The sequence below is a fragment of the Paraniabella hibiscisoli genome, from assembly GCF_022512515.1.
Classification (GTDB): domain Bacteria; phylum Bacteroidota; class Bacteroidia; order Chitinophagales; family Chitinophagaceae; genus Niabella; species Niabella hibiscisoli.
In genome coordinates this window covers 2,893,166-2,906,692 of record NZ_JAKWBK010000001.1, presented here as the reverse complement: position 1 = coordinate 2,906,692, position 13,527 = coordinate 2,893,166, and the positions used below count along the sequence as shown (strand labels likewise).

The following is a 13,527-nucleotide window of genomic DNA, read 5'->3' as shown; positions in this document are numbered from 1 at the left end:
CATCTGTCCTAGTCCAACTTAAACGGCAAATACCAACCTTCCTTATTCATTAGTTTAGCTCGCGCGGCTCCTGCATTGGGATCTCCATCTTTTAATAATTTCTGGTATACTTTATCTGCAATGATAGACGGATCATTACGCCTGCGTGCGATACGCAATAAATCAGCCCAACGAGTACCCTCAAACGCATTCTCCAGGGCGGTTTCCTGCAACAACCCATTTTCCACTTGTATAAGGCTATCAGCCTTATTGGTGGCAGTAAGCGTCAAATTAGGCTGATTCGCTCTATTTCTTACGCCAATGTTTCTATACCAAAGTCCACGAAAAAACGGTATTGCAGTTTGCCTGTAACGTGCATCAAAATTATAAGGATAAGGATAGTCAAGCGTATTCATTAAGTTAGTGATGTTGTTACCACTTCCCGCGGTATCGTATGCTCCTATAATACCATTGTTAAAAAATGCCCACCCCAATTTATGCCAGCCGTCGCGGTTGGCCGCCTCGGCAAAACGCATATGCAAATTTGTTTGACGATACAAATACCAGTCTCCATTCTTCACCAAAACGTTTGCAGGAGCACTTGTTTCCCAGTTAAGGTATTTATATAGATATTTCATTACCACGTTTTGACCATTTAGATTTTTCACACTTAAATCGCGCCTGGCATCGAACGGCAGTTCTGTCCGGATAGTCACGTTCGAATATGTATAAGGCCTTTGTGGCTGAGAATTCCACATATCCATTACCTGCTGCGATGGCTTTAACAGATAATCACCTCCAATAGGAGAGAATAATTTGATCAATGGGTTAGCAGGAGCAAATTTATTGTCAAAAGGCAAACTCCACACCCACTCTCTTGTTCCATGATCAGTATTCATGGCCGTTTGAAACATCATACGCCAACCAGATCCAAAATTAAGCGACAGGTTACCACCCGTTACCGTGTAGCCAACGTATAAAGACCCTGCGGTACCGTACCATCCTAATTTATACTGCGTATAATAATTTTCTCCTTCACCTTCTGGCGTAGAGGTTTCCATTACTTCCCGATAATAGTTAGCCGCCTGGTTATAATTACCTTTCCAGAGATATAAATCTGCCAACAAACACTTTTTATTAATGAAGAACTTAGAAGTTGGATATCCATCCAATGTAATATTTAAAGATGAACCTGTAGAATACTGCATTCGGAAAGGTATGGTTTCGGTAAAAGAAATCAAAGAATCCAGCAGCGCATCGAAACTAACCTTGGGAAATAGTCCTTCATTTTTAGTATCTGCCAGTGTTGCCAACGGGCTGGTTACATAGCGCACTTCATCTCCATAATGGATTCCCAATTGGAGATATAAAAAACTCCTTAAGCAGGCAATATCCGAATAACGCTCACGATAATCAGCTTCACTAATTTTCTTTTCCGCATACATCTTATTTAAGTTAAATAACACATCATTACAATTAATAATTACTTCATAAAATGGGCGCGGATCAGCATAAGGATTTTCCACCGTGGCCGAATGATTGCTGATCTGGCGCAGCCATTTATCAGCATTCACCGTATAGTCTAAAAGATCAGCCCGTAGTTCATTCAAGATAATATAGCGGTCTGCCAATCCCATAAATTTACCGTAAACACCCATTACAGCCGCATCCGCATCGTATACATTGGCGTAAGCCTGACTGTTATCCAGCTCATTAGTTGGCATTTTATCGAACATTTTTTTACAACCAGTCAACACCAGTATGGCTGCTAAGCTCAACCCTGTTGCTCTTATAAAAAATTTTTTCATTTTACAATTTTTTCTTGTTAATAGACTCCTCTCTTTTCCTCCTGCCAGCCTTTTCAGACTTAGTAGAATACCTGAACCATAATTTATAATCCGATCCTTACTCCCAGTACCACATTTTTAAACAGGGGATCAAGCCCAGTGTCAATACCCTGCGCCAGCGGACTCTGAGATGCGCCGAACTCGGGATCATAACCCAAATATTTTGTTGCTGTAAACAGGTTGTTCCCTGTTACAGATACTGCTATACTTTTAAAAGCCGCTGTAGCTTTTAAGGGCAGGTTATAGGTAAGATTGAGTGAACGCAGGCGCAGGTAACTTCCATCTTCTATCCAGCGGTCGCTAAAACGGTTATTACCCATGGGGTCACCCCATGTTGCTTTGGGCATATTGGTTTGTTGCCCGTCCAGCCTCCAACTGTTTAAAACGCTCTGCAACTGGTTTTCCACACCGCTTTGCGACTCCAGCCTATGACGCACATAGTTATATATTTCATTTCCTACGGAGAAGGTGAATAACGCATTTACCTCAAAACCTTTCCAGATAAAACGATTGCTTACACCACCGAAAAAATCAGGATTTGGATCGCCGATAACGGTTCTGTCCTTATCATCAATAACCTTGTCACCATTTTGGTCAACAAAACGAACATCCCCTCCTTTAAAAGCCGCGAGAGCACCATCGTTATTCTCTTTGCTCAGCCCTGCATCAGTTGCTTCAGCATCAGACGCATAAACACCATTGGTTTTGTAGCCATAAAACTGGTTGGCAGACTGCCCAACCGCAGTAAGAATCGTCGCCCCTGCAAAATCAGTATAAATAGCATTGTTAGGTACTGCTACAATCTGATTTTTGTAGCTAGATATATTGGCTCCAAAATCCCACTTAAATTTCACCTTATTGATGATGCGAACATTCGCGCTCGCTTCTATTCCGTTATTTTTTAGCTCACCACCATTGCTAAGTGTACTGCTGAATCCAGTTATAGTTTGCAGAGGCTGATACACCAGCATATTTGTAGTGCGATTGCTATATACATCTAGACCCAAGGTAACCCGCTCTTTCCAGAACGCCAGGTCAAGTCCTGCATTAAGCCTGGTGACGGTTTCCCACTGCAATTCGGGATTGGAAATCCATTTACGAACAGCGCCCTGAGCACCCAACAGATTTTGTCCAATATAGATATAGCGCGAAGTATAATTGCCTATATCGTCGTTACCACTAATACCGTAAGATACCCTAAGCTTTAACAGATCAATAGAGGACGCCGACATAAATTTTTCAGAAGAAAGCAGCCAGGCTGCTGCCAGCGACGGAAACAAAGGAAATTGGCGATCACCAATAGTAAGGCCATTAGCTGCTTTTACTCCAAACCGGGAGGAACCATCTAATGCCATATTCAGGCTCAAAAACAGCTTATCTTTAAAACCATAGTTAGCACCCAGGTAGGCGTTGAGCCAGTTCCATTCTCCCATGGCTCCCCCACGCTGCGAAGCGCTGCCAGGCCATTTTGTACACTTACCATATCATCTGTAGCAGAGTTAGCTGTAAACACGTTTACCTGGTTGGCCTTGTTATTCTGGTATCGTACACCCAGGCTGGCATTGATCGAATGTATATAACCAAAGGTTCTGTTATAATCCAGGCGGGTATCATTAAATAATGAAAACAATTGCTTTACCTGCGAGCCCATTCGGTTATTGGCGATATCGTTCCACAAAGTATCTTTTACGATGCCCAGGCTGGGTATGAAGTAGGTCTCTCTTATTTTATCGAATTGCAGCCCGATTAATGTACTGGCAGCAAGGTACTTATTGATGTCATACTTGAATTTAAAAGAACCGAAAAATCGGTAGTATTTATTGTAGGCTTCAATTTTTTCAATAATTGTACTAGGGTTGCCGATACCCAGGCTATCCACACCTTCCAGGTTTGGAGAAGCTGTTCCATCGGCCGCCAGTATATGATCTGTAAGGAAGGGAGCTTTTACCAGCCCATTAAAAACAGGCGCCGTTTTATCTGCGATACCCTGGTCTTTCAAATCCTGCGTGTTATAGGTGAAACCGAGGTTAGCAATACCGGTTAATTTTTCTGTAAAATTGAACTGTGCATTAAAGCGAGTGTTATATCGTTCGAGGTTGGTATTTTTTACTATTCCGGCGTTTTTCATATACCCCACCGTGAGACCGTAAGTAGCAATATTATCACCTCCTGTAATACGCAGGTAGGCATTCTGGCTCATACTATTGTCCAGCACCTTCTGTTGCCAGTCGGTATTATTATGATAGGTAGCATAATCAGCTCTCGAAGGATCATCCATCATATAGGGCTCCGCAGCAACCTGGTTGGCGCTCATGCCACGACTCTGCAACATCCGGCTGAGATGGGTTCTATAACCAGTCGCATCCAGCACCGGGAGGTTTGACGGTGCTGCATTGAACCCAGCATAAATACCTGCATCAATTTTAGTTGCCTGTCGCCCTTCTGCACTTACTGTAGTAATAATAATAGCGCCGTTGGCACCTTTAGCACCGTAAATACTGGTGGCATCCTTCAGCACCGTAATATTGTCAATATCCTTTATATCAATCAGGCTTAATGGATTGGTATAGTTATTTGCAATAATACTTTCCCCATACTCATTAGCTTCAAATGGCATTCCATCTACCACTATCAATGGTTTATTGGTGGCATAAAGCGAGTTAATCCCATTCAGAGATAAATTAGCCCCTGCACCTGGCAAGCCTGAGCGGCGAACAGCATTTAAACCCGCTACACGACCTTGTAGCCACGAGTCTATCGTTTCCAATGGTTGTTGCCAGCCGTCAGGTCTTTGCTGATCTACGGAAGCTGTCATCATTTTTTATGCTGATTACCTGTCGGTGTTACGAGTACATCATGATACGATGCTACCGTGCGGGACTGCAGTACAATTTCAAGCTGTTCCCGGTATTTTACCGGTACCAGCTTCGCATCAAAGCCATCGGCTTCTACTAAAATGGTTGCTGTAGTATTGGGAATCTTCAATGAAAAGTTACCTGCGGTATCGGCAATAGCTGCAGAAAATCCCTTCACCTGTACTTGCGCACCATTGATGCCATTACCACTGGCTGCACTCTTCACTATCCCTTTTATCACCAACGCCGCAGCATTCGTACCGGTAGCTGAATTTCCATTAGCAACCGGGCGTGTTTGTGCATGTAAGCCTGTAGCTAACAAAGCTGCCAGTGCTACAATTAAAACAGGTTTCATTTGATTATACATCATCATCTTTTTAGTCTTTATAAACGGGTTAGAATACCGGCTGCAGTCTGATATAGTTACACACAATCGCACTCGTATTGGCTGTAGCATTGTTTGCTGCTGTTAAAAACAGGTTGAACCCGGGTCGAAAATTGGTTAAGGTAAATTCACCAGCCAATTGCTCCGCATAGGTATTCAGGGGCACCGTAACATAAGCAGGCAGGGGTGAATTGAAAGAATCCACTCCAATTTTTTGCGTAAAAGGCGCTGTCATATTATTGATATTATCGTTTAAGGCCATCCAATATACCCTGTACTTTACAGCAGGCACTTCCGTAAGCCTATAACGCAGGTTGAATTGGGCCAGACCATGATTATAAACCAATACGTCCTTGAAAGTGCCACCAGTAGCCGAATCGCGTTTTTCCCTGATATAAGTATTACTCAACCTGTTGGCACTGGCAGATGTGTAATTTTCCGCTTCTACAATAATATCTCTGAATTTATTACGAAAAGGCACTTCCAGTTTATTCATGATATACACCACTCCATTGCTTGTTTTAACGCTGGATACAATGGCGCTTTTATCAATGCCGACTCTTACACCCGAACGAGAAATGATTGTATCAGGGATATCTGCAGCCGTCTTGTATAAAGTATCTACTGCCAGGTCTTTAACTACCAGCCATCCCGCTACTTTGATAGTGCTGTCGGCATTACCTGGCACATTACTAAAAGGCTTAAACCTGTTAATTTCAGATTGCCAAGCGCCATCCTGCAATACAAAAAGGGTAAAGTTTTTGGACTCATCTCTCAGATTATGTGCCCGGGTACGAAAAAGGCTACCTAAAGAGTCTACCATCGCTACTTTTTGCAATACAGGCATACGCGCATCTGTTTCTGCAAAAGCCCATGTATTATTCAGTACCAACAATGGAGCTCCTATTACCTGCACCACCCCGTTTTGAGCTGCAAGATCCTTAGACGAAAAAATCACATCATCTATCGCTATTGCGCTCAAATTATGGTATTTACCATTCAACACAGGGATACGCTGCAGTCCTTCTGTTGACTGTGCATACCGGGCCTGGTTAGCTATATGATTGGCCACAAACTGCTTTAAAGCTGCCATATCACTTTCCAAAGATGCCGCAACAGAACTTAAAGCTGCATTACTAGGTGCATATACAGTAAATACCCTTGATGATGCAAGTGTATCGGCATAGCCGGATTTTGCGAGCAAACCTGCGAAACTACTGAGGTCTGGATTGCCTTGTATACGCTCAAACAGGTTTTGTGCAATATGATCATCTGTAATCCCGTTATGATCTTCCCATTTCTTACAACTATTCAGTAGCAAAAGGCTAACACCCGCTATCAAAAAGAGGTTTTTAATTTGATTATACATCTAATTATTTTTTCAATTCAATGACTTTATTTTGGTCTTATTACGGTATGTATGACATCGATCCATCTGGTGCAAACCTGGGCACTATTTGGTTTTCATCCACAGGTATAAAGTGAATCATATCCAATTGAAGTGCGTTATTACCCGTGCCGCTTACTGATTCGAAACGCACTGTTTGAACACCAGTAGTAGCAATATCTACAATACCCACCAACCTTGCATTATGTCTGTTGGGGCTGTTGGATGTTACATAGTTTTTCCATCCGATAGACTCTCTTTCCTCCGGTGTACCCGCAGGCATTCGGCCTGCTCCATCTGAAAAATCTACCTGGCGGGACATGGGTATACCGTTTACAAACACATTGGTAAGTGATGCAGTTTGTGCGATGTAGCATATCCATACTTTGTATCGTCCTTTAATAATGGTGGGGGTTTTGAATTCTGCCCATGTTGCTCTATTAGGACCGCCGAAATTTAGCGCTATCCGATCCCGGTTCACATTAAATATATCCGGGGTACCGGTTCCGCCATAGAAGTATTGAATACCCGAACTTGCAGCCTTCCAATCCCAGTCGATGCTTGCTATAGGTTTATCGGTAGCGGTTGGGCGCGGAAAATAAAAAGACTGTCGCCGAAAGTAAGCCGGCTGGTTCATCAGTTCCGGGAACATCGCCACATCCCAATAAAGAGCCTGAGGTTTCCTGAACTTAGCCATGGTATGTCCATTGGAGCTGTGCCATACACCATTAGTTGCAGAATTATCGCTGGAAGGGCGCAGTAAAGTAACTCCTTTTTCCAACACGCCATTAAATTCCATTTCATTCAATATTACTTCCTGGTTCTGATGTTTAATAGTGATCACTTCTTCAGGCAACAGCGTCAACTGAGCGTTAAAATTGATGATATCACCGAGGAAATAAAGACCATTGATGATGTGGTAGGCTACATACATATTGAGGCTATCCTTTGAATTCATAGGATTACCCAACTGGCTATACCTGGCTTTTAATGCAGCATAAGAGTTATAACCGCTATCAGCCAGGGCCTGATTGCTTTCGGCAATCACTGTTCTCCAGCGTTTGGATGTATCAGCATCAATCTTATTAAGCTGATCATAAAAACCAGTTTCCTTTAAAGCCTGGGTAAAAATAGAATAATCAGGGTTGGCTTCTATTTCTTGCGCAATAGTGCGGGCTGCCGGCGTTAGCATACGATCAACGATATGCATAATACCATTCCCCACTCTGATATTAGAACTCAAAATTCTTGCCTGCCGGTTTACTGTAAAAGATGATACACCATTTACAAAACTCACGCCTGTAATTAGAAATTGTCCATACATGGTTGCCGTTTTTAGCTTTCCATCTGTGAACTGGCTGGTATTGATAGTATCTTCCAACAAATGAAAACGCACCAGGTTTTTAGAACATTCACGTCAGCCGCTGCAATGGACGATATACCGGTTGAATCCATCCAGCGCTTAACGCCATCATTGGTTACTGCAAAAAACGTATAAGCACCATAAGCATCCAGATAAGCGGCCGAGCCTGTCACATCCAGGATTTCTTTAAACAGAGAGAAAGAGTCTGGTCGTTCGCTCAAATAGCCGGTAATATTTCTATCGGCAGTAGTAGCTAAATCGTATTGCGTTTTCTTACAAGCCGTTAACAGCAAACCGGCTATAGCAATTATTCCCACCAGTTGTAGTAATCTAATATATTGTTTCATCTGCCTGAGTTTTTCTTGTTTTATCAAATGCCTGCGAATAGGGAGAGCAGGTACTTTGAATTTTAGAAATCTTCCTGTGTATATTCAATATTCTTATCGGTAAAACGGATTTTGCACCAATAATGGATTGCTGCTTATTTCATAAAAATAAATAGGCATATAATGACTATTGGGATCTTTGAGTTTATTAAAAGCCGCTTGCTGCAGACTGGGCGCGATGCTTAGCGCAGCTGCGTTTGTTAAAAATGCCGGTTGCTCGTAATTATTTCTTTTGGCGTTGCGTAGTAAATCAAACCAACGCTTACCTTCAAATGCAAACTCGCGCTGCCTCTCCTCAACTATAAAATTAGTCATAGCGGATTTATCCGTGCTGTCCATCGGCATTATATCCAAAGCTCTAGCTCTTTCCCTGATGGTTTTAACCAGTCGTGAAGCTTCTAAAGGCTGATTGAGCTGATTGATGGCTTCTGCCTTCATTAATAAAGCATCAGCATAGCGGTAAAAAACCCAGGGTGCGAATGACTGATCTAAGGTTCTGAAATCATCTCCGTTATTATCCGCGCCTACAAACTTCCATATGCTAAAATCCCCTCTCTGTAAGCTGCATTCTCACCCCGGTAATCCATTAGTGGTGTAGCATTTACCAGGTCGAGCCCAAATACCTGCTCGGGCAAGTGCAAAGCGCCGCCCCATCTTTTCTGATTAGGCGTATGCATATTGTAAAAAGGATTTAATACCTGCTCGTCATACTGCAATTCAAAAATCGTTTCTTCGGACGCACCGGTAAGAAAAATGCTGTAGAACTGATTTCCGGGCACCAACCTGAACTCGTTAGCATTGATAATCTTATCGCATTCGGCAGCAGCCTCTGCGTATTTATCCATCCACAGATAAACATCTGCAAGAATAGCGTTAACTCCATATTTGGTCACTCGGCCTTTATTGAAGGCGGCTGTACCACCGTAGGTAACGGGTACTTTAGATTCTGCCTGTTTCAAATCAGCTACCAGCTGGTTCAAAATTGTATCAGCACCCGTTTTAGGAATTGGTGTAATTTTGGCATCGCTTACCGTGGCATCTAATTTGAAAGGCACATCTCTAAAAGTGCGCACCAGGTAGAAATACATCAAGGCTCGTAAGGCAAGGGCCTGGCCCACTGACCGATCCAGGTGTTGCTGGGTAAATGTATTATCTTTTTGCAATACCCCAGACGCCAGATCGATCACCACATTACAGTAGTTGATGGTTCTGTAAAACCCTGCCCAGTCGGAAAACGCATTATTGGGGTCATATTGATATTGATCATATCCTGCTCGTCGGGGCTGGTGCGGTTACCGATGGTAACCATATCCGCGCGTGCTTCACCCCAAACAAACATGTAATCTGTAAGGGCACGACCTCCATTTACCGTGCTTGCCTGTATAGAAGCATATATACCAGTAACCGCTGCATCTACCTGCTCTTTCGTTTGCCAAAACTCATCGCCTACAATACCGTCACGCGGCTTCAGATCCAGCCACTTGTTACAACCGGCCAGACTAACCATTATTAATGTTGCCAGCAAGAATCGTATTAGTATATCTTTTTTCATCTGACTATTTTCTTAAGTAATTAATTCCTTTTTCTTTAAAACCCAGCGACCAATCCAATGGTAAAGTTTTTACTTGGAGGTGTCATAGAGTTATCGGTTACAATTTTAAAAGCATCTCCACCAGGCATACTCACTTCCGGATCCTGACCAGTGTAATTGGTAAAAGTGTATAGATTTTCAGCCGTTAAATAAGCACTCAATGATTTAAAACCTACTCTGCGCAACTTAACCGGTGGAACGGTGTAACGCAGGGTAATGGTTCTGAAACGCAGGAAAGATGCATCTTCGACATACTTATCGCTACCCAGCCAGTTGTAGGAAGTTCCCTGTACGGCACGTGGTATATCGGTAATATCACCCTCGTTACGCCAGCGCCTCAGCACGGCTGTGCTTTGGTTATCGTAACCATTCATACGGGTCGTATTCATTTTAGTTCCATTTACCACATCCACGTCATAACGATAATTAAAGAAGGCCGATAAGCGCCACATGCCATTTTTCCAGCTTACATTGGGACCAAATCCACCATACAATCGTGGATTATTATTACCCAGATATACAACATCCTTATAATCGATATTACCGTCGTGGTTAATATCCTCATACATGGCATCGCCGGGTTGAAACATATAATCCACCGTTGGATAGGCAAAGCGCATATAAACGGTTTGTCCATTAGGACCTATAATAGCATTACCGTTAGCATCCCTGGCAATAGTTGATTCTTTATCTTTATATACCCCCTTGAATCTGTATCCATAAAAGGAACCGAAAGGATTGTTCATTTGTAAAACCGCGAGGTAATTACCGGGCGCATTCATATTTCCTTTTTCCATTGGATAGTAGGGCGAAATTTCGGTGATAATATTTTCGTTTTGAGAGATATTGAAGTCGAAGCCTATCACTAACTCTTTGGTTTTGTAGGGCTGTGTCCAAAGGGCAAATTCCCATCCCCTGTTTTCCATGGTCCCTACGTTCATATTGATCGCCGTATAACCTGTGTAAGAACCAATCCGCAAATTGTTCGAAAAAAGGTCTTTGGTTTGATTGAAATATACATCAATATCAGAACGGACACGTCCGCCAAATAAGGAAATATTAAGCCCCAGGTTTCTTCCCACTACTGTTTCCCAACGAAGATTGCTTAATTCCATTGAAGAAGGATAAACACCACTTTGTCCCTGGTAACTCCAGTTAACCGTGTTGTAAGTATTAAAAAAACTATAGTCCGTTCGGGGTGCATTACCCGATTGGGCATAGCTAGCCCTGAAGCTCAGATCATCTAAGAATTTCAGTGTTTTGAAGAAATTCTCCCCTGAAATTCTATAACGCATGGACACACCAGGAAACAAGCCATAGCGATTGGCGCTACCAAAGCGGGAGCTACCATCGCCCCGTAAACTACCATTAATCAGGTATTTATCTTTAAATCCGTATTGCGCCTGTACCACAGCTCCTATCGTCCTGTTCTGAGTTAGGCGGGACGCTGCCTGCAATTCAGCATTTTGGGTACGCCCGTCGGCAGTGATATCTACCAGTAATGATGAGAATGCATTTGATTTCATTACCTCCTGGGAGTTACTGGTGTAATCGCCGGTGAATAAATTGGCAAATGCCATAACTACATGATCTCTATTTTTAAGTTTAGGCGTGTAATTCAAACTGGTGCGTGTAGTAACACCGAAACCATCAATATCACCATTGTAAGAACGGTTTACCACTGTTTCCGTATTAGGGCGCCCCGTTGCTATCTGTGGCAGAAAGCTGCTGTTATTAGTGCTATTGATATCAAACTGTACATCGGCACTGGCAGTAAGAACCCCCTTTATAATAGTATATTTTAACTGAAAACGCGGCACTATCCTATTACCTAGCACAGAATAAATTGCCTGTGTAGCCATGGCTAAAGGGTTATAAATACGGCTATACTGCCCCTGAATATTAGAAGCTGGTGATAAATAGTTGGTAGTAAGATTACCAAATTCATCATACTCAAACACACTCATGTTGGGCATTTTCAAATAAGCCACATTACGTATCGCCCCTTCGTCATTTGCGGTATAGTTTCGGTTTCTGTCTGTATAGGTATAAGCAATACTGGTAAAAATCTGCAATTTATTCGACACATTATAATCCAGGTTAATACGGGCATTCATTCTTTGAAGATCATTACCCACTACCGTACCGGTTTGTCCCAGATAACCTATAGACGCGAAGTACCGTGCTTTTTCACCACCACCGCTCAAGCTTACCGTGTGATCGTGCAGATAGCCCTGTCTGCTGATCTCATCCACCCAATTCGTATTATTACTATAATTGTAATACCAGTAGGGGCTGTAAGGATCATAGTTAAACTCCTGACTGTTTACATAATTCAAAGTACTTAAACCCGTTAAACGATTCATCACCGCTTCAGGGATCAAGGTCGAGTACTGATCCCCATTGAGCATAGGGATAGCGGCCGGCCTGAATGAAGTATTGGCTTTCATGGTATACATAACTGTCGGTTTAGACACGCGACCGCGCTTGGTGGTAATTACCAACACCCCGTTAGCGGCCCGGCTTCCCCAAACCGCTGTTGCAGCCGCATCCTTCAGCACTGTAATGTCTTTGATATCAGCAGGAGATATATTTAATAAGCTGGCATAACCCTGCTCATCAGCTGCTCCAAAGTTAAAATCACTGGGAATTTCTGTTTCGAAAGGCATCCCATCCAATACGATCAGCGGATTACCATTTGAGCTCAAAGAAGACACACCACGAATGCGGATATTCATGGCAGCACCCGGATCACCACTTGTAGCGGTAATATCCACCCCAGACAAACGCCCCTGCAGGGCCTGATCGATGGAGGTGGCGGCCATTTCTTCCATAGCTTCCGCATTGATACGGCCTACCGAGGTAGTCAAATCCCGCTCATTGATATCATTCAAGCCATTGCTGGTTCTACGCTGGCTGATTACAACTACTTCGTCTCCGCTTCTCGCATCGTCTTCCAGCTGAACATTTAGGGTAGTACGTCCTCTGATAGGTGCCATAAAAGTTTTATAACCGATATAGGTTACGGATATCGAATCCTGTGGATTGGTGATCCTGAGCACAAAATTCCCTTCCACATCGGTAGAAGTTGATTTGATAATACGCCCTTCCTTATCCTGTTCCGATACCGAAGCGCCTTCCAAAGGCTGTTTAGTAGCTTTATCAATAACCTTTCCCCTAAGTAGGGTTGCTCCTCCTTCATCCTGTGCCATCGACTGCAAACTGCCAGCCATCAGCATTATCAGGATGGGTATTATATTTTTTAGAAGTACGCTCATAACGATTTCAATCAGTCTTGATTAATAAATGAATTGCAGGTAATTGTCAATTAAGTGAATGGTAGCCCTGTTTGCCAAAAGATTGCTGTTAGCGGGTATCGAGTTAGCAGTGCGAGCGTTCATATCTGAAAGGAGCAGGTTACCCCGCGTGTTGTTCACAAATATGGTAGTAGCTTCTCCGAGATTATTTTTCAAGACCGTAGTCATGGCGCCACTTTCTACTCCATCAGCACCAATATTGCGTTTGTCCAGAATATGGTACTGAATAAAGCGTACAACCTGCTGCCGCTCCAGTTCGCTTGCAGGATTAAAATTGGGCACTTTATTGGGAGCTGTTCCTGTGCCAGGCAAAAAGCCTTCGTTCACCGCCTTTTGTATAGCTGCATTATTAGGAATAAATAAAGTATAAAAAGATCCGTTGGCTACACCGGCAATAAGCTTGGTGGCATTATTCCA

Annotated in this window: 12 protein-coding genes; all 12 read right to left on the bottom strand. The window is 43.0% G+C overall.

Annotation, left to right across the window (positions count from 1 at the left end; all coding sequences use genetic code 11):
* Nucleotides 1-8 precede the first annotated feature (8 nt).
* A complete protein-coding gene (locus MKP07_RS18205; RefSeq protein ID WP_240848450.1) occupies nucleotides 9-1,787 on the bottom strand; it encodes a RagB/SusD family nutrient uptake outer membrane protein in 1,779 nt (592 codons plus the stop codon).
* An 83-nt stretch (nucleotides 1,788-1,870) separates the two neighbouring features.
* Nucleotides 1,871-3,259: a SusC/RagA family TonB-linked outer membrane protein gene (locus MKP07_RS18200; protein ID WP_240848449.1), complete on the bottom strand. Its 1,389-nt coding sequence runs from the start codon at nucleotides 3,257-3,259 to the stop codon at nucleotides 1,871-1,873.
* Nucleotides 3,190-4,644: a TonB-dependent receptor plug domain-containing protein gene (locus MKP07_RS18195; protein ID WP_240848448.1), complete on the bottom strand. Its 1,455-nt coding sequence runs from the start codon at nucleotides 4,642-4,644 to the stop codon at nucleotides 3,190-3,192. The genes MKP07_RS18200 and MKP07_RS18195 overlap by 70 nt, the downstream gene beginning before the upstream one ends.
* Nucleotides 4,641-5,054, bottom strand: a complete 414-nt coding sequence (locus MKP07_RS18190; protein ID WP_240848447.1) for a carboxypeptidase-like regulatory domain-containing protein — start codon at nucleotides 5,052-5,054, stop codon at nucleotides 4,641-4,643. Before MKP07_RS18190 ends, MKP07_RS18195 begins: the two co-directional genes overlap by 4 nt.
* A gap of 22 nt (nucleotides 5,055-5,076) precedes the next feature.
* Complete coding sequence (locus tag MKP07_RS18185) at nucleotides 5,077-6,435, bottom strand: fasciclin domain-containing protein (protein ID WP_240848446.1); 1,359 nt, start codon at nucleotides 6,433-6,435, stop codon at nucleotides 5,077-5,079.
* A gap of 40 nt (nucleotides 6,436-6,475) precedes the next feature.
* Complete coding sequence (locus MKP07_RS18180; protein ID WP_240848445.1) at nucleotides 6,476-7,837, bottom strand: fasciclin domain-containing protein; 1,362 nt, start codon at nucleotides 7,835-7,837, stop codon at nucleotides 6,476-6,478.
* On the bottom strand, nucleotides 7,789-8,163 hold the full coding sequence (locus tag MKP07_RS18175) for a hypothetical protein (protein WP_240848444.1): 375 nt from the start codon (nucleotides 8,161-8,163) through the stop codon (nucleotides 7,789-7,791). Before MKP07_RS18175 ends, MKP07_RS18180 begins: the two co-directional genes overlap by 49 nt.
* 93 nt (nucleotides 8,164-8,256) lie before the next feature.
* A complete protein-coding gene (locus MKP07_RS18170; protein ID WP_240850931.1) occupies nucleotides 8,257-8,742 on the bottom strand; it encodes a RagB/SusD family nutrient uptake outer membrane protein in 486 nt (161 codons plus the stop codon).
* Nucleotides 8,727-9,407 (bottom strand): RagB/SusD family nutrient uptake outer membrane protein, encoded by a 681-nt coding sequence (locus MKP07_RS18165; protein ID WP_394803667.1) that lies wholly within the window; start codon nucleotides 9,405-9,407, stop codon nucleotides 8,727-8,729. The genes MKP07_RS18170 and MKP07_RS18165 overlap by 16 nt, the downstream gene beginning before the upstream one ends.
* Nucleotides 9,386-9,754, bottom strand: coding sequence for a RagB/SusD family nutrient uptake outer membrane protein (locus MKP07_RS18160; protein WP_240848443.1), 369 nt, complete (start codon nucleotides 9,752-9,754; stop codon nucleotides 9,386-9,388). Before MKP07_RS18160 ends, MKP07_RS18165 begins: the two co-directional genes overlap by 22 nt.
* Before the next feature lie 35 nt (nucleotides 9,755-9,789).
* On the bottom strand, nucleotides 9,790-13,071 hold the full coding sequence (locus MKP07_RS18155) for a SusC/RagA family TonB-linked outer membrane protein (protein ID WP_240848442.1): 3,282 nt from the start codon (nucleotides 13,069-13,071) through the stop codon (nucleotides 9,790-9,792).
* 21 nt (nucleotides 13,072-13,092) lie between these two features.
* Nucleotides 13,093-13,506 carry a fasciclin domain-containing protein gene (locus tag MKP07_RS18150; RefSeq protein ID WP_317236048.1) on the bottom strand — a complete coding sequence of 138 codons (414 nt, stop codon included), beginning with the start codon at nucleotides 13,504-13,506 and terminating at the stop codon, nucleotides 13,093-13,095.
* Nucleotides 13,507-13,527 lie beyond the last annotated feature (21 nt).